Raw genomic sequence first — 15,116 nt, 5'->3', positions numbered from 1 at the left:
CCCCCGCCTGTGGACGATCAGGCTGCCCATGGTGTCTGCGGTGATCTCGTCGGCATAGGGCTCCGCCAGGGCCCGGATGACCTCCCGGATCTCCCCCTCGTCCCCCGAGGGGCCGTGGGCCCGGTTCAAGGTCTGGATCAATTCAAACAGTTCCATAGTTCACTCCTATTTTCATGCACTCTCATATTCTTTGGGCGGAGGCTGGGCCCCCTCACCCCAGCAGGCCGGGCACCTCCGGCACCGGCAGGGGGCCGAACAGCGCCGCCGCGGTCAGGCAGGCGGCCACCCCAAGGGCGGCCAGCGTCCACCGGGCCCACCGGGCGGTCAGGCAGCGGCCCAGGGCCGCCCAGTATTTCTGGAGCAGCCGGATCTCCACCACCATGAACAAGATCCACAGGGGATCTCTCCGCAGGGCGAAGGCCGCCCCGGACATGGCATAGCTGAGGACCGCGAACTCCACGGTCTCCAGCAGGGCCTCCAGGACCCGGCCCTTTCTCTCGTTCACCTAGCCCGCTTCCTCTCTCACAGCCGGGCGGCCTGGTCGGCCACGAACAGCCGGGTCAGTGCGAGCATGTCCTCAAAATCCGCCAGGCTGCCCACGCTGGCCGGGGCGTGGAGATAGCGCACAGCGGCGGAGAGGGCGGCCACCCGCACCCCGGCCCGGGAGCGCTGGATGGTCCGGGCGTCGTTGCCCCCGGCGATATACTCCTTGGTCTGCCAGGGGATGCCGTTGTCCTCCGCCAGCCGGCGCAGGTCCTCAAAGAGCCCGCGGTCGTAGATGGTCCCCCCGTCCATATAGGAGATCACGGGGCCCCTGCCGGGGGCGCACACTCTGCGGTGTCCCTCCACCCCGGGCAGGTCAGCGGCGGTGGTGGTCTCCAGCACCAGGGCGGTCTCCGGAGCCACAGAGAAGGCGGCCCCAAAGGCTCCCCGGGTGCCCACCTCCTCCTGGGCAGTAAAGACGAAGACCACGTCCATGGGCAGGTCCTCCTCCAGCAGCTTGAGCAGCACGGCACAGCCCACCCGGTCGTCGATGGCCTTGGCCTTGAACAGGCCCTCCCCGAACTCCTCCGGCGTGCAGACGAAGGAGCCGTAGGTCCCCGGCTCCACCCTGGAGAGGGCCTCCTCCCGGTCCCTCGCCCCGATGTCCAGGTAGAAGGCGTCGGTCTTGGGGACCTTCTTCTCCTCGTCCCGGCTGACCAGGTGGATGGCCTTGATCCCCACCACGCCGGGCACCCGGTCCGGGCCCAGGACCACCGGCTTGCCGATGGCCACCCGGCGGTCCACGCCGCCCACGAAGTCGAATTTCAGAAAGCCCTCTTCGGTGACGTGGGTGACGATGAGCCCCACCTCATCCATGTGGGCGCACAGCATCAGCCGGTCCCCGGCCGCTCTGGCCCCCTTCTTCCACACGATCAGGTTGCCCAGGGGGTCCACCTTCATAGACCGGGCCCAGGGCCTGGCCCGTTCCGCCAGGAACTCCCGCACCTGGTCCTCGTCCCCCGACACGCCGTTCAGGGCGCACAGGGTCTTCAGCAGCTCCTTCATCGGGACTCCGCCTCCTCTCCGATCCCCTCCACAAAGGCGGCCAGCAGCCGGGCCAGGTCCTCCAGGTCCCGGCGGCTGATGACCTCGATGGGGGTGTGCATATACCGCAGGGGCAGGGAGAGCACCGCCGTGGCCACCCCCTCCCGGCTCACCTGGAGGGGCCAGCCGTTGGTGCCGGAGTGGCCCGCCATTACCTCGGTCTGGACCGCCATCCCCAGCTCCTCCGCCTTGCGGCGCATCCGCTGTTCCATCCAGCGGGTGCAGTTGGGGCCCACGCCGATGACGGGCCCCTTGCCCAGAGGGAAGGTCTTTTCCTTGGGGGCATCCGGGCTGTCCCCGTGGGTCACGTCCACCGCCGCGCACAGGTCTGGGACCACCCCATAGGCCGCGGTCACTGCCCCGGTGCTGTCCACCTCCTCGCACACGCTGCCCAGCACGTACAGGTCCACATCCAGCCTCCGGTCCTTCAGCAGCTCCAGGGCCCCCAGCAGGGCGGCGAAGCAGGCGCGGTCATCCAGGGACTTGCCGCAGATCAGCTCCTGCCCCAGAGGAAAGCAGCCCCCGCGGAAGACCGCCGGGGTGCCCACCGGCACCCGGCGCTCCGCCTCCTCCTGGCTCAGCCCCACATCCAGGCAGAGCTCCCGGATGGGGATGGACTTGTCCATGTCCTCCCGGGTCTGGACATGGGGGGGCAGACAGGCCACCACCCCAGCCAGGGGGGGATCGGTGAGGACGGTGAGCTCCCGGTCGGGGAGCATCCTGGGGTCCACTCCGCCCAGGGGGGCAAATTTCAGATACCCTTCTTCATGGCCGGTGACCACAAAGCCGATCTCGTCCAGATGGGCGTCCAGCAGCAGCCGCTTCGCCCCCTCCCTGCCGCACCGGCGCAGGGCCAGCACGCTGCCCATCCGGTCCACGGTCACCTCGTCCGCCAGAGGGCGGAGCAGCTCCGCCGCCGCCCGGGACGCCGGCCCCTCGAATCCGCTGGGGGCGCCCAGGCCGCACAGGCGGGAAAGTATCGCATCATGATCCAACTCAGTGTTCCTCCTTTGTGCTTCCGGTCACAGGGACCGGACCAGCTCCTTGAACGCCCGGCCCCGCTCCATGAAGTTCTTGAAGCGGTCGAAGGCCGCGCAGGCGGGGGACAGCACCACCACGTCCCCCGGCCCCGCCGCCCGGCGGGCGGCCTCCACCGCCCCGGCCAGGTCCTCGGTCTGGATGATCTCCGGGCAGCCGCGGCCGCCCTCCGCCTCCTCCACTGCCTGCCGGATGGCCCGGGCCGTGTCCCCGGTGAGGACCAGGGTCTTGACCCGCTCCCGGATCTCCAGGGCCAGGGCGTGGAAGGGGATGCCCTTGTCATAGCCCCCGGCGATGAGGATCACCGGCTCCGGGAAGGACTCCAGGCAGGCCACGGTGCGGCTGGGACTGGTGCCGATGGAGTCATTGTAGTACTTCACTCCGTCCAGCTCCCGCACCAGCTCGATGCGGTGCTCCACCCCCTGGAAGCGGGCGGCCACCGCCCGGACGCACTTGTCCGGCACCAGTCCGTCCACGGCGGCGATGGCCGCCATGTAGTTTTCGATGTTGTGCACCCCGGGCAGCCGGATGTCCCGGGTGGGCAGCACCTCCCGGCTGCCCTGGGCGTTGGTGAGCCAGATGGCCCCGTCCCGGAGGTAGACCCCCTCCTCCAGCCGCTCCCGGCGGCTGAAGAAGGTGACCGCCCCCCCGGCCTTCTCCGCCAGGTCCCGGGTCAGCTGGTTGTCATAGTTGAAGATGGCCCGGTCCTCCTCCCCCTGGTGGAGGAAGATGTTCTCCTTGGCGGCGATATACTCCCCCATGGATCTGTGGTAGTCCAGGTGGTTGGGGGACAGATTGGTCATTACGGCGATGTGGGGGCTCTGCTCCATGGTCATCAGCTGGAAGGAGGACAGCTCCAGCACCGCAAAGTCCTCCGGCTCCATGCCGGACACATCGGGCAGCAGGGGCTTGCCGATATTGCCCCCCACATAGACGTTGTATCCCGCCTCTTTCAGGAACTCCGCAAGGATGGTGGTGGTGGTGGTCTTGCCGTCGCTGCCCGTCACACCGATCAGGCGGCAGGGGCACAGGCGGAAGAACAGCTCCATCTCCGAGGTGACCTCCGCCCCCCGGGCCCGGGCCGCCTCCAGGGCGGGGTGGCCGGGGTGCAGGCCGGGGGTGCGGAAGATCACGTCCTGATCCAGCCCCTCCAGATACGCCTCCCCCAGCCGCAGCCGGGCTCCCAGGCTCTCCAGCTCCTCCGCCTGCTCCTCCACCCGCTCCCGCTGGGCCCTGTCGCACACGGTCACGTCCAGATCCGCCCGCAGCAGCATCCGGATCAGCGGCGTGTTGCTGACCCCCATGCCGATCACGGCGATCCTCTTCCCCCGCAGACTGTCGAAATATTCCCTGATGTCGGACATGGGATACGCTCCTTTCCCGATTTGGGCCGCCGCGGCCTGAGGCCGCGGAAAAAATTTGACTGGTTTTATGGGTTTTATGGTATGTTATCACAGAAGAAGAAAAATTTCAATGAAACACTCCGCCGGAATTTCAACGGGATTCTTGCACTTTTTCCATTCCTGTGCTATTCTTGTTAAGATAGGGGTCTTCTTCCCTTCCCGATCTGAAATCACGACAGAAACGAGGTCTTTTCCATGGAGCAAGCCAACTCCGCCCCCCGCAAGCGCATCTTCAGCGGCATCCAGCCCAGCGGCGATCTGACCCTGGGCTCTTATATGGGAGCCATCAAGAACTGGGTCCCCCTTCAGGATGAGTACGACTGCATCTACTGCATCGTGGACATGCACGCCATCACCGTCCGCCAGGACCCGGCCCTGCTGCGCCGGCGCACCCTGGAGCAGCTGGCCCAGTATATCGCCTGCGGCCTGGACCCGGTCCGGAGCGTCGTCTTCATCCAGAGCCACGTGCCCCAGCACGCCGAGCTGGCCTGGGTGCTGGGCTGCTACACCCAGTTTGGGGAGCTGTCCCGCATGACCCAGTTCAAGGACAAGTCCAAAAAGCACGCCGACAACATCACCGCCGGCCTGTTCACCTACCCGGTGCTGATGGCGGCGGACATCCTGCTCTACCAGGCCGACCTGGTCCCGGTGGGTCAGGACCAGAAGCAGCACGTGGAGCTGTGCCGGGACGTGGCCCAGCGCTTCAACGGCGTGTACAGCGACACCTTCACCCTCCCCGAGCCCTTCATCCCCAAGATGGGCGCCCGGGTGATGAGCCTGGGGGACCCCTCCAGCAAGATGAGCAAGTCCGATCCGGACGGCTGCGTCTTCCTCATGGACGCCCCCGAGGTCATCCAGAAGAAGTTCAAGCGGGCAGTCACCGACAGCGAGACCCAGGTCCGCTTCGACCCGGAGCACAAGCCGGGCATCTCCAACCTGCTGACCATCTACTGCGCCGCCACCGGCAAGAGCCCGGAGGAGGCGGAGGAGGTCTTCCAGGGCCAGGGCTACGGCGTGTTCAAGCCCGCGGTGGGCGACGCGGTGGTGGAGCTCCTCCGGCCCATCCGGGAGGAGGCCGGCCGCCTCATGGCCGACAAGGCGTATCTGGAGGGCATCTACAAGGAGGGTGCGGAGCGCGCCTCCCACCTTGCCGCCAAGACTCTGCGGAAGGTCTATAAAAAGGTGGGCTTTGTGGCCCGCTGACCGGGCGCCCGCTCCCGCCTCCTTCCCCACATCAATTCTGCAAAAGGGGTTTTCCCATGAACGTTCCCACGGATATTTCCCTTCAGGTGGTGGGCTCTGTGGCCGCCGCCCTGCTGGTGGCCGCGGTGGTGGCTCTGATCGCCACCCCGGTGGTCCGCTCCCTGGCCTTCAAGATCGGCGCGGTGGATGTCCCCCGGGACAGCCGCCGGATGCATGACCACCCCATCCCCAGGATGGGGGGGCTGGCCATCTTCTTCGGCTTCATCCTCAGCGTGCTGCTCTTCCTGCCCCTCACCACCCAGCTGCGGGGCATGCTGCTGGGCGCGGTGGTCATCGTCATTCTGGGCATTTTTGACGACATCTATGCCCTGTCCGCCAAGCTGAAGTTCGCCGTCCAGATCGGCGCGGCCCTCATCGCCGTGCTGATGGGCAACCAGATCGACTACCTCTCCAACCCCAACATCTTCAGCAGCGACCCCTACTGGCACCTGGGCGTGCTGTCCATCCCCATCTCTGTGCTGTGGATCGTGGCCATCACCAACGCCGTCAACCTGATCGACGGGCTGGACGGCCTGGCCTGCGGCGTGTCCACCATCAGCTCCATGACCATGCTGGTCATCGCCCTGACGGTGGCCGAGGCCCAGGTGGCCATCCTCATGGCCGCCCTGGCCGGCGCCTGCATCGGCTTTCTCCCCTATAACCTGAACCCGGCTAAGATCTTCATGGGGGACACCGGCTCCACCTTCCTGGGCTTCGTGCTGGCCACCGTCTCCATCCAGGGGCTGTTCAAGTCCTACGCCATCATCTCCTTCGCCGTCCCCTTCCTGGTGCTGGGCCTGCCCATCTTCGACACCTGCTTCGCCATCCTGCGGCGGCTGGCCCGGGGGCAGAGCCCCATGGCCCCCGACCGGGGACACATCCACCACCGGCTCATCGATATGGGCTTCACCCAGAAGCAGGCGGTGGCGGTGCTCTATCTCATCAGCGCCATCCTGGGCCTGTCCGCAGTGGTGCTCACCACCAACAACGCCATGAAGGCCATGCTCTTCCTGCTGGCCCTGTGCATGGCGGGCGCCTTCGGGGGCAGGCTCTACCTGTCCCACAGCGACAGCGGCGGCTCCGGCGCCGCGGGGGAGGCCAAGGGCCGGCAGCACCGCCCCCCCTCCAAGACCCAGATCGCCGGCAACGACAATTTCTTCGGTGAGGAGGACCGTTCCGACAAATGAACCGTATCCGAGTCATGACCATCTTCGGCACCCGGCCGGAGGCCATCAAGATGGCCCCCCTGGCCCTGGAGCTCTCCCGCCGCCCCCAGATCGACGCCTTGTGCTGTGTCACCGCCCAGCACCGGCAGATGCTGGACTCCGTGCTGGACATCTTCCGCCTGGTGCCCGACTTCGACCTGAACATCATGGAGCCCCGGCAGACCTTGTCCACCATCACCTCCAAGTGCCTGCTGGGCATGGAGGAGGTGCTGGAGCAGGCCCGACCCGACCTGGTCCTGGTCCACGGTGACACCTCCACCACCTTCGCCGGCGCCCTGGCCGCCTTCTACCACCGGGTGCCCGTGGGCCACGTGGAGGCCGGCCTGCGCACCTATGACAAATACTCCCCCTACCCGGAGGAGATGAACCGCCGGATGGTCAGCGCCATCGCTGACCTGCACTTCTGCCCCACCCCCTCCAACCGGGACAATCTGGCCCGGGAAGGGATCGAGCAGGGCGTCTTTCTGACCGGCAACACGGTGATCGACGCGCTCCAGACCACAGTTGTAAAAGACTTTCATTTTTCAGAAGGCGTCCTCAATGATTTGGATTATGTCAACCGAAAGGTGATCCTGGTCACCTGCCACCGGCGGGAGAACTACGGAACGCCTATGGCCCACATCATGACCGCCCTGCGCCGGGTGGCCGACGCCTTCCCCGACGTGGAGCTGGTCTATCCGGTCCACCTCTCCCCGGTGGTCCAGGAGGCGGCCCATCAGTACCTGGACGGCCACCCCCGCATCCACCTCATCGCCCCACTGGCGGTGGACGAGATGCACAACCTGATGGCCCGCTGCCATCTGGTGATGACCGACTCCGGCGGGCTCCAGGAGGAGGCCCCCGCCCTGGGCAAGCCGGTGCTCGTCCTGCGTCGGGAGACGGAGCGCCCCGAGGCGGTGGCCGCGGGGACGGTCCAGCTGGCGGGCACCGAGGAGGAGCCCATCTTCCAGATGGCCTCCCGCCTGCTCACCGATCTGGCGGCCTATGCCGCCATGGCCCACGCCGCCAACCCCTACGGCGACGGCCGGGCCTGCGGGCGCATCGCTGACGCCATCGAGTACCGCTTCGGTCTGCGGGCGCAGCCCCCCGCCCCCTTCCATCCCTGACCTCTGTCTGACCCCACGAGAAAGGAGCCGGCCATGGACCAAAAAAACCGCCTGATCATCGCCATCGCCGTCACCCTTCTCATCGTGGCGGCCATGTTCACCAGCTTCGGCCGCAGCCTCTTCTCTATGCGCACCGAACATATCCAGCTCCCTGAGCCCGGCGCCTCCTCCAGCAGCCAGGAGGGGGGAGGCTCCTCTCAGTCCGCCGAGCTGTTCCAGCGGGTGGAGGTGACCCCCCAGACCGTCCAGAGCGTCATCCGCACCCTGGAGCGCTCCACCAGCTATTACTGGGAGCTGACGGTAGAGACCTTCTGGACCGGGGGCTCCAGTGCCACCTCCGTCCAGACCTGGGTGGACGGAGGCTGGTCCCATACCCGTCAGGTCCTCCCCTCCGGTCTGATCCGCCACGACCTCATCAGCGAGGACACCGTCTACTACTGGTATGAGGGGTCCTCCGACTACCTCACCGCCCCGGCGGAGGGCGGCTCCGCCGATCTGGCCCAGCACATCCCCACCTATGAGACCGTGCTGGACGCGGACCCGGAGCAGATCACCGGCACCGGCTACGACGACTCCAGGGGGGGCATCCCCTGCATCTATGTGGAGGTATCCGCCCCCGGCGGGGAGCGGGTGGACCGCTACTGGATCAGCGTGGAGAGCGGGCTGCTCATCTCCTCTGAGACTCTGGAGGGGGAGGAGCTGCTCTACCGCATGACCGCCTATTCTCCCATCCAGTCCTGCCCCTCCGGCACCACCTTTCAGCTGCCGGACGGAACGGTGCTCCACAGCATTTGAGGAGGAGCTCACCCCCCTTGCTTCTCCTCCTTCCTGTCATCCGCCAGCCCCAGCAGGAGCAGCAGCCCCAGGGTGATGACCAGGTCCATGTTGTCCCCCTCCACCAGCAGGAGCAGGATGATCAGGATCAGCAGGATATCCCCGCTGTCCAGCTCCTCCAGCCGGAGGACTTTCAGGATGCCGTTGATCCCCCCCTTGTCCCCGCCGAACAGGGCGTTCAGCGGGCTCTTCTCCCCTGAGAGCAGGTCCCCCAGGCCGCCAAAGCCCATGGGACCCGGGGCAGGCCGGCGGCCTCCTCCTCCGGGCGCGCCCCGGGCTGCCCCGGGTGGAGGTCCTGCGGAGCCCCGGGGCCCGTTCTCCCCCGGCTCCCCCCGCTCCGGCCCGGGCGGATGGGGCGCCGGACGCCGGGCCCCCTCCTCCGGGCCGTCCTGCTCCACCACCCGGGTATAAGTACCATTCTGGGGGATATAGCGGTTATACATCGCCCCGCCCCCCTTCTCCCATGCCGCGGAAGAGGACCCGGATCACCCGGGCCAGCCGGGAGATCTGCACCGCCCGGTCCAGCTTGGCCAGGCGGCTCTCCTTCAGGAAGGGGCGCAGGGCGTTGAGCAGGGCCACCGTTCGGTCGTCCTCCCCCTGATACTCCCGCAGCAGCCGCATCCCCATCTGGATCATGCCGGGGTCGATCTCCCCCAGGGCGGCCAGCGGGTCCTCTCCCCCCGTCAGGGCCGGCGGAGCGCTCCCCGCCGAAGCGGGCGCCTCCGCCTCCCTGGCGCCGGTCTGCTCCGCCCCCTGGGCGGCCTCCCCCGCCGGGGAGGCCTGCGGCCGGGGAGCGCCGCCGCCCAGGGACTGGGCCAGCGCCATGATCTGCCCCATGGCGGACGGGTCATTGAGGATCGCGTTCAGCTTGTCTTCCATCTCCCCCACAGGGCAGCCCCTCCTTTCCCCCTCCTGTGCGGGGACTCAGTCGGTCAGGCCCGACTGCCTGGCCTGGCGGCTGATGCGCTCCACCAGCTCGCCTCCCTCCGGGGTGTTCATCAGCCGCTGCATCATTCCCACCAGCTGGCTGGTGTCCCCTTTCACGGCGGCCTCCGCCGCCCCCTGGATACCGCCCCCCTGCCGCAGCAGCTCCATCAGCCGCTGGGCATCGCCGGATCTGGCCAGACGGTTGAGGGCCTCCTTATTTTTGACCAGATCGGCGGGCAGGCTCTCCTGCCCCTTTTTGCCGCTTCTTTCCTGATTCATACCGGATCTCCCTTCCAAGAGGATTTCATTCCAGTATATGCGCCAGACGAGGTAAGGTGACTCTTTTGAAAATTCTTGTGTTTTCCGACTCCCACCGCTACACCGGCGGCATGATCCAGGCCATCGAGGAGCAGCAGCCCGACCTGGTGGTCCACCTGGGCGACCTCCAGCGGGACGCCGAGGAGCTGGCCCTCCTCTACCCCAAGCTGTCCATGGTCACCGTGCCCGGCAACTGCGACGGTTGGACCACAGATCCTCTGGAGCGCCAGTTCATGGTGTGCGGCAAGCGCGTCCTCCTCTCCCACGGGCACATCTGGCATGTGAAGCAGGGGTATGACGCCGCCCTCCGGGCGGCCCGGAACGCCGGGGCCCACCTTCTGCTCTTCGGCCACACCCACCGCCCCTGCTGCTTCCAGGAACCGGACGGCCTCTGGGTCCTCAATCCAGGCAGCGCCCGCAGCACCTTCGGCCTCGTCCTCCCAGAGGGGGAGGCTCTCTCCTGTTCCCTGCTGGACATGCCCTGATGGGCGCCTCTGTACAAAAAACACCCCCGGGACCCGTTCACGGTCCCGGGGGTGTTTTTTATATGTCTCAGCCCTGGGCAGCGGCCTCCTCAATGGCCGCCTCAATGGCCGCCTCCTCCGCCCGCATGGCTGCCAGAGTGCGGTCCAGCAGCTGGTCCAGCTCCCAGCCCAGCAGCTCCGCCCCCTGGGCGATCACGTCCCGGGAGCAGCCTGCGGCGAATTTCTTGTCCTTGAATTTCTTCTTCAGGGACTTGAGCTCCATGTCGGACACGCTTTTGGAGGGGCGCATCAGGGCGGCCGCCCCGATCAGCCCAGTGAGCTCGTCCACCGCGAAGAGGACCTTCTCCATCTCCTGCTCCGGCTTGATGTCCACACAGTGGCCCCAGCCGTGGCTGGCGGTGGCCCGGACGATCTCCTCCTCCACCCCGGCCTGCCGCATCAGCTCCTGGGACTTTTTGCAGTGCTCCTCCGGCCAGCGCTCAAAATCCAGGTCGTGGAGCAGACCCACGATCCCCCAGAACTCCTCCCGGTCCCCATAGCCCAGCTCCCGGGCAAACCAGCGCATCACGTGCTCCACTGTAACGGCGTGGCGCAGGTGGAACTCCTCCTGGTTATACTGGGTCAGCAGGTCCCAGGCCTGCTCTCTTGTCATGGACATCTCTGAAACACTCCTTTTTCACTTCTGAGCTCCTTCTGTGCTCCTGGGGACGAAGCTCCCCCGACCCTCCCCCGCCGGGGACGGGCATACAGACAGAGCGGGGCTTTTGACTGTTTTAATAGGCCACGACCACGCCGCCGTCGTTGGCGTAGACGGTGGTGATCCCGCCGGCCTCCAGGATCAGGACCTGCTGGAACTGGCATTTGGCCTCGATCTGCTCCTTCAGGGCGAAAGCCCGCTCCAGGCAGTTGCAGTGGCACACCGCCGCCACCCGCCCCTGATGATCCGGGTCCGCCGCCATCCGGTCCACCAGCTTGCCCAGAGCCTGCTTCATGGTCAGGGCCTGGCCCAGCTTGCAGATCTCCCCCTGAGGGGTGGCCCCCATCAGCAGCTTGATCCGCAGCGCCCCGGTGACCACCGCCTGCAGCTTGGTCAGCCGTCCGTTCTTCCGCAGATTCTCCAGGGACTCCAGCACGAAAAGGGTCTGCATCTGGCAGATATACTGCTCCACTTCCCGGACCACCTTCTTGAAGGGCATCCCGGAGGACGCCAGCTCCCGGATCTTCAGCGCCGTCAGCACCTCTCCAGAGGAGGCGGAGCAGGAGTTGAACACGTGGACGTTACGCTCCGGTTCCTCCTCTTCCAGCAGGACCCGGGCCTGGACCGCGCTGTTGTGGGAGCCGCTGAGCAGGGCGGACAGGGTGACCACATAGATGTCATCCGCGCCGCACTGGTAGGCGTCCAGATAGCTCTGGGGGGCGGGGCAGGCGGTGGAGGGGGCGTCCTCGCTCTGCTTCATGGCCCACAGCAGGTCGCTCCGGTCCAGGGAGGCGTCGTCCACGAAGGAGCTGTTCTCCACCCGGATGGTCAGAGGCACCTTCACAAAGCAGGGGTCCTTCAACATGGTCCCGGTCAGGTCGCAGCAGCTGTCCACAATGATCTTGAAACTCATACTATTCATCCCCGAACATGATATTAGATATTAGATTTACGATACTATACCACAGTTCCGCCCAAATGTAAAGTAAAACCGCGGCGCCTCCCGTGTGCAGGATCGCCCCGGAGGGCGCAGTCCCCCGCCGCTTACCGAGGCGGACCTCTGTAACCGCCCAAACCCTCCCCTTTAGGGAGAAATGCTGCGGCGTGGGCTGTCCCCCTCTCGGCCCCGCCCCCAAAGCCTTCCCCCCTCCGGGGGGATGGTGTCACGGCGCACGCCGCGACGGATGAGGGGTCTTCCTTTCCCCGTCCCGCTTTTTCGAGAAGGGCAGGACAAGCTCCGCCCCTACATGGGCCGGAAGGGATCAGCGCCTCCACAGAAAACCGGGGCCTGGGGCAGTGTACTGCTCCAGATCCCCCCGCGGCCCGGGTCAGTCCTCTGGGAACAGCTCCGGCTCCTCGGCGCGCAGCTCCTTCAGGATCTTCTGGTCCGCCTTGGAGGACAGATCCAGCCGCTCATAGAGGTCGGGGCGGCGGCGGCGGGTACGCAGGATGGACTGCTTCCGCCGCCACTGGTCCACCTTGGCGTGGTTGCCTGACAGGAGGATGGGGGGCACCGCTCTCTCGTGCCACACCTCCGGCCGGGAATACTGGGGCGCCTCCAGTGCACCGTTCCAGTGGCTCTCGTTCTCATAGCACTCCGGGTCGGACAGCACCCCGGGCACCAGCCGGCACACCGCGTCCGCCACCGCCATGGCCGGGATCTCCCCGCCGGTGAGCACAAAGTCCCCCAGGGAGATCTCCTCGTCCACGCACTCCTCCACGAACCGCTCGTCGATCCCCTCGTAGTGCCCGCAGACCAGGATCAGCCGCTGGTAGCTGTCCTTCAGCCGCCGGGCATCCCCCTGGCGGAAGGTCCTGCCTGCGGGAGATAAGTAAATGGTATGGACCCGCTCCCCCGCCTCCTCACAGATGTGCTTCCAGCACTGGTAGAGGGGGTCGGCCTGCATCACCGCCCCCCGGCCGCCGCCGTAGGGGTAGTCGTCTACCTGCCGCTGCTTATTCAATGTGTAGTCCCGGATCTGGTGGCACTCGATGCGGATGTAGCCCCGCTCCTGCCCCCGGCCCAGGATGGATTCGCACAGCATGTCCCCCACCACGTCGGGGAACAGGGTCATGATATCGATACGGTACATAGTCAGTCTCTTTCCTCACTTGGCGTTTTATCCCCTTGATTATACGCAATCTCCCCCTGTTTTTCAATGGATGCCGGCCTTTTTCCCCAACTCTTTTTCCCGCCCCGGAAAAAGGGCCCGCGCCGGGCCTCCGCACTTGGGGCCCGGCGCGGGCTGCGCTCCGGTCTTACTGCTGTCCTGTGGGCTTCTGATTGGAGAACTTGGTGTAAGCCTGGCTGATCTTGTCCGCCTGGGCCTGCTCGGGCTGGTACCAGCCCTTGGACTGGGCCAGCTGGAACAGCTCGGTCTGGGTGTGGTGCCCCTGGTTGAACAGGCCGAGGAAGGCGTCCCGCAGGGGGATGTTGACGCACTCCGAGGCGTAGGTGTCATAGTTGGAGGTCATCTTCTTCTCACTGCACAGAAAATCTGTCATACGCTCCTGATCGTTCATTCGTTCTCCTCCTCAGCGCAGCTGATCCAGCAGGGTGTTGTAGTTCTGAAGGTGTTGGCTGGCGCAGTTCTGGAACATGGTCTTCAGCTCCTGGTCGGTGCTCTCCTGGACCGCGGCCAGATACTTGCAGTGGAGCACCCGCTCAAAGTCCAGCTGGTCATTGAGGGCCTGGAGCTCCTTGGTGGTCAAAATGGGCATACGAATTCCTCCTTCAGCCGTCATCGGCTCTGATCTACGGCCTTAGGTTTCCCGCCTTTTTCCAAATTATACGGCATTTTAGGGGTCCCCTGCCGATCAAACAGAAAGATCACATATTCCCTTCCCCGGATCTGGCCCACCGTCCCGAAGCAGAAGAGGGGGACCAGCGGGAACTGCCCGCCGCCGCGGAAGGAGGCGGCCAGCCGCACCTCCTCCCCGCCCCGCTGTACCAGCAGGGGCCCCCAGCTCCGGGCCGCCTGCACCAGCACTGGGTCGGACACCAGCTTCCAGGGCTCCTCCTCCCAGTACCACTCCCCGGCGCTCTCCTCTGTAAAAGGATAGGCCATCACAGCCTTCCCTCCCGCCACCGGCCAGCAGCCCGCATCCTCCAGAGTACGGCGGCTCAGGGTCCGGCTCAGCACCAGCTCTCCCCCCTCCGGCACCAGCGTTCCCAGCAGCAGCCGTCCCTTTCCGCCGCCCCGCAGCCACACCTTATAGAGCCCCTGGCCGTCGTTCTGGCGGCGCGCCTCGGTGTGCACCCTGGGGCCGTCCTCCCGCAGGGAGAGGGTCCCGCCTCCCTCCAGCATGATCTTTTCCACCACGGCCTGTCCCTCCCTCTCCCCGTCTCGCTCCACTTTATGCACCCCGGGGGCGTGGATATGCCGCTGTGGGAAAGGCGCCGGCCGCATGCCCGCGGCCGGCGCCTTTCATCCCGCCTGCTCCTGAAGGGTGAGGGCGATTTCCTCCCGTTCCTCCCCATAACAGATCTCCATGCTGTACTGCTGACGGAAGGGGAGCAGGAGCCCCTCGGTATAGCTCCCGTCCGGCGTGTTGGCCAGCCGGCACCAGACCTCTCCGCCCGCCGCATACCCAGACAGATAAAGCGTCCCGCCGTCAGAGACAGAGTAGCGGAACTGCTCTGCTTCCGTTCCGTTATGGGTCACCAGCAGCTCCGTCAGATAGATCTGCTCCGCCTCCTCCAGCGCCATGGCCTCCTCCGTCGCCTTCAGAGCCAGGGCGTTGTACTCCTCACTGCGCTCCGGGAAATCCGCCCCGCTCTGAGCCATGGTCTCTGCTGAGGCCCACTTTCCCTGTATGAGCACGGACCGTTCCGCCTCGCTGGCCTGTCTGACGTTCAGGACCACAGAAAAATGCGGACCTGCTCCGGCATAGGAATAGGGTGCCCACCCCAGGTCCTCCTGGCTTGGGACATAGCCCTCCACGGGATAGGTGCCCGTAAAATCCTCATAGGATATCGGGCTCCCGAGCTGCCTCCCGCATCCTGTCCCGACGACGCACAGCAGGAGCGCCATCATCCACGCACCGATCCGTCTCATCCCTTTCCCGCCTCCTTGTCCTCTCAATTGTACCACAAGCCGAATCAATATCCCATTTATGTTTTTCCCGCTCCATTAAGATTTTTTAATTTGTCCCCGCCTTTTTCAGGTCTGTCTCATTTTTCTCTTGACAAAGCCGGCCTCCTCCGCTAAAATAACATTCAACAAATGCAGTGACGGGAAAAAAGACAGGGT

The 15,116-nt window shown here is 65.9% G+C and carries 19 protein-coding genes and 1 other annotated feature (1 of these 20 only partly in view); of the genes, 5 read left to right on the top strand and 14 right to left on the bottom strand.

Translation table 11 applies throughout. The features are described from left to right. Positions 1-211 precede the first annotated feature (211 nt). Genes BN1969_RS12755 through murD form a run of 4 tightly spaced genes read right to left on the bottom strand, consistent with a single transcriptional unit; the run spans position 212 to position 3,989 of the window. On the bottom strand, positions 212-505 hold the full coding sequence (locus BN1969_RS12755; protein ID WP_050624643.1) for a hypothetical protein: 294 nt from the start codon (positions 503-505) through the stop codon (positions 212-214). Positions 506-522: 17 nt separating this feature from the next. Next, positions 523-1,548 carry a M42 family metallopeptidase gene (locus BN1969_RS12750; RefSeq protein ID WP_050624642.1) on the bottom strand — a complete coding sequence of 342 codons (1,026 nt, stop codon included), beginning with the start codon at positions 1,546-1,548 and terminating at the stop codon, positions 523-525. Next, positions 1,545-2,582 (bottom strand): zinc-binding metallopeptidase family protein, encoded by a 1,038-nt coding sequence (locus tag BN1969_RS12745; protein WP_050624641.1) that lies wholly within the window; start codon positions 2,580-2,582, stop codon positions 1,545-1,547. The genes BN1969_RS12750 and BN1969_RS12745 overlap by 4 nt, the downstream gene beginning before the upstream one ends. A gap of 27 nt (positions 2,583-2,609) precedes the next feature. Continuing rightward, positions 2,610-3,989, bottom strand: coding sequence for a UDP-N-acetylmuramoyl-L-alanine--D-glutamate ligase (murD, locus tag BN1969_RS12740; protein ID WP_050624640.1), 1,380 nt, complete (start codon positions 3,987-3,989; stop codon positions 2,610-2,612). Positions 3,990-4,223: 234 nt separating this feature from the next. Between murD and trpS the strand changes: the two genes are divergently transcribed. From trpS to BN1969_RS12720, 4 genes are read left to right on the top strand one after another with little or no spacing between them, the layout of a single operon-like run. Beyond that, on the top strand, positions 4,224-5,231 hold the full coding sequence (trpS, locus tag BN1969_RS12735; RefSeq protein ID WP_050624639.1) for a tryptophan--tRNA ligase: 1,008 nt from the start codon (positions 4,224-4,226) through the stop codon (positions 5,229-5,231). Between the two features lie 56 nt (positions 5,232-5,287). Next, positions 5,288-6,457, top strand: a complete 1,170-nt coding sequence (locus tag BN1969_RS12730) for an MraY family glycosyltransferase (RefSeq protein ID WP_050624638.1) — start codon at positions 5,288-5,290, stop codon at positions 6,455-6,457. Next, the gene (gene wecB, locus BN1969_RS12725; protein WP_050624637.1) at positions 6,454-7,602 is read left to right on the top strand and encodes a non-hydrolyzing UDP-N-acetylglucosamine 2-epimerase; all 1,149 of its coding nucleotides are present in this window, start codon (positions 6,454-6,456) and stop codon (positions 7,600-7,602) included. Before BN1969_RS12730 ends, wecB begins: the two co-directional genes overlap by 4 nt. A gap of 33 nt (positions 7,603-7,635) precedes the next feature. Beyond that, entirely contained in the window at positions 7,636-8,397 is a 762-nt protein-coding gene (locus BN1969_RS12720) for a hypothetical protein (protein ID WP_050624636.1), read from the top strand. An 8-nt stretch (positions 8,398-8,405) separates the two neighbouring features. Here the strand turns inward: BN1969_RS12720 and BN1969_RS18045 are convergent, their stop codons facing one another. From BN1969_RS18045 to BN1969_RS12705, 3 genes are read right to left on the bottom strand one after another with little or no spacing between them, the layout of a single operon-like run. After that, complete coding sequence (locus tag BN1969_RS18045) at positions 8,406-8,879, bottom strand: hypothetical protein (protein ID WP_050624635.1); 474 nt, start codon at positions 8,877-8,879, stop codon at positions 8,406-8,408. After that, a complete protein-coding gene (locus BN1969_RS18040) occupies positions 8,872-9,324 on the bottom strand; it encodes a hypothetical protein (protein ID WP_050624634.1) in 453 nt (150 codons plus the stop codon). Before BN1969_RS18040 ends, BN1969_RS18045 begins: the two co-directional genes overlap by 8 nt. Before the next feature lie 36 nt (positions 9,325-9,360). After that, the gene (locus tag BN1969_RS12705; protein ID WP_050624633.1) at positions 9,361-9,642 is read right to left on the bottom strand and encodes a hypothetical protein; all 282 of its coding nucleotides are present in this window, start codon (positions 9,640-9,642) and stop codon (positions 9,361-9,363) included. A 65-nt stretch (positions 9,643-9,707) separates the two neighbouring features. Here BN1969_RS12705 and BN1969_RS12700 point away from each other — a divergent pair, with 65 nt between their 5' ends. Further along, entirely contained in the window at positions 9,708-10,166 is a 459-nt protein-coding gene (locus tag BN1969_RS12700) for a metallophosphoesterase family protein (protein ID WP_077138761.1), read from the top strand. Between the two features lie 67 nt (positions 10,167-10,233). Here BN1969_RS12700 and BN1969_RS12695 read toward each other — a convergent pair whose 3' ends face one another. The 7 genes from BN1969_RS12695 to BN1969_RS12660 all read right to left on the bottom strand — a co-directional run bounded on the left by BN1969_RS12695 (position 10,234) and on the right by BN1969_RS12660 (position 14,921). Beyond that, on the bottom strand, positions 10,234-10,824 hold the full coding sequence (locus BN1969_RS12695; protein WP_336454710.1) for a hydrolase: 591 nt from the start codon (positions 10,822-10,824) through the stop codon (positions 10,234-10,236). Between the two features lie 115 nt (positions 10,825-10,939). Next, entirely contained in the window at positions 10,940-11,776 is an 837-nt protein-coding gene (locus tag BN1969_RS12690) for a DegV family protein (RefSeq protein WP_050624631.1), read from the bottom strand. Between the two features lie 415 nt (positions 11,777-12,191). Further along, complete coding sequence (trmD, locus tag BN1969_RS12680; protein ID WP_050624629.1) at positions 12,192-12,956, bottom strand: tRNA (guanosine(37)-N1)-methyltransferase TrmD; 765 nt, start codon at positions 12,954-12,956, stop codon at positions 12,192-12,194. 166 nt (positions 12,957-13,122) lie between these two features. Beyond that, complete coding sequence (locus BN1969_RS12675) at positions 13,123-13,386, bottom strand: spore coat protein (RefSeq protein ID WP_050624628.1); 264 nt, start codon at positions 13,384-13,386, stop codon at positions 13,123-13,125. A 12-nt stretch (positions 13,387-13,398) separates the two neighbouring features. Continuing rightward, positions 13,399-13,584, bottom strand: coding sequence for a hypothetical protein (locus BN1969_RS12670; protein WP_050624627.1), 186 nt, complete (start codon positions 13,582-13,584; stop codon positions 13,399-13,401). Between the two features lie 20 nt (positions 13,585-13,604). Next, on the bottom strand, positions 13,605-14,186 hold the full coding sequence (locus BN1969_RS12665) for a hypothetical protein (protein WP_133248314.1): 582 nt from the start codon (positions 14,184-14,186) through the stop codon (positions 13,605-13,607). 105 nt (positions 14,187-14,291) lie between these two features. After that, positions 14,292-14,921: a hypothetical protein gene (locus BN1969_RS12660; protein ID WP_147577105.1), complete on the bottom strand. Its 630-nt coding sequence runs from the start codon at positions 14,919-14,921 to the stop codon at positions 14,292-14,294. 164 nt (positions 14,922-15,085) lie between these two features. Next, positions 15,086-15,116: a binding site (T-box leader), on the top strand; it runs 210 nt beyond the window's last position.

It is taken from the genome of Clostridium phoceensis (assembly GCF_001244495.1).
GTDB lineage: Bacteria > Bacillota > Clostridia > Oscillospirales > Oscillospiraceae > Lawsonibacter > Lawsonibacter asaccharolyticus.
The sequence above is the reverse complement of the archived record's forward strand: the minus strand, read 5'-3'. Positions and strand labels throughout refer to the sequence as shown.

Bases quoted from the DNA above. Each gene is read 5' to 3' on its own strand.
- BN1969_RS12675 (WP_050624628.1), bottom strand. From the start codon at position 13,386: ATGAACGATCAGGAGCGTATGACAGATTTTCTGTGCAGTGAGAAGAAG.
- BN1969_RS18045 (WP_050624635.1), bottom strand. From the start codon at position 8,879: ATGTATAACCGCTATATCCCCCAGAATGGTACTTATACCCGGGTGGTG.
- BN1969_RS12720 (WP_050624636.1), top strand. From the start codon at position 7,636: ATGGACCAAAAAAACCGCCTGATCATCGCCATCGCCGTCACCCTTCTC.
- BN1969_RS12695 (WP_336454710.1), bottom strand. From the start codon at position 10,824: ATGTCCATGACAAGAGAGCAGGCCTGGGACCTGCTGACCCAGTATAAC.
- BN1969_RS12670 (WP_050624627.1), bottom strand. From the start codon at position 13,584: ATGCCCATTTTGACCACCAAGGAGCTCCAGGCCCTCAATGACCAGCTG.
- trpS (WP_050624639.1), top strand. From the start codon at position 4,224: ATGGAGCAAGCCAACTCCGCCCCCCGCAAGCGCATCTTCAGCGGCATC.
- BN1969_RS12660 (WP_147577105.1), bottom strand. From the start codon at position 14,921: ATGAGACGGATCGGTGCGTGGATGATGGCGCTCCTGCTGTGCGTCGTC.
- murD (WP_050624640.1), bottom strand. From the start codon at position 3,989: ATGTCCGACATCAGGGAATATTTCGACAGTCTGCGGGGGAAGAGGATC.
- trmD (WP_050624629.1), bottom strand. From the start codon at position 12,956: ATGTACCGTATCGATATCATGACCCTGTTCCCCGACGTGGTGGGGGAC.
- BN1969_RS12730 (WP_050624638.1), top strand. From the start codon at position 5,288: ATGAACGTTCCCACGGATATTTCCCTTCAGGTGGTGGGCTCTGTGGCC.
- BN1969_RS12750 (WP_050624642.1), bottom strand. From the start codon at position 1,548: ATGAAGGAGCTGCTGAAGACCCTGTGCGCCCTGAACGGCGTGTCGGGG.
- wecB (WP_050624637.1), top strand. From the start codon at position 6,454: ATGAACCGTATCCGAGTCATGACCATCTTCGGCACCCGGCCGGAGGCC.
- BN1969_RS12705 (WP_050624633.1), bottom strand. From the start codon at position 9,642: ATGAATCAGGAAAGAAGCGGCAAAAAGGGGCAGGAGAGCCTGCCCGCC.
- BN1969_RS12690 (WP_050624631.1), bottom strand. From the start codon at position 11,776: ATGAGTTTCAAGATCATTGTGGACAGCTGCTGCGACCTGACCGGGACC.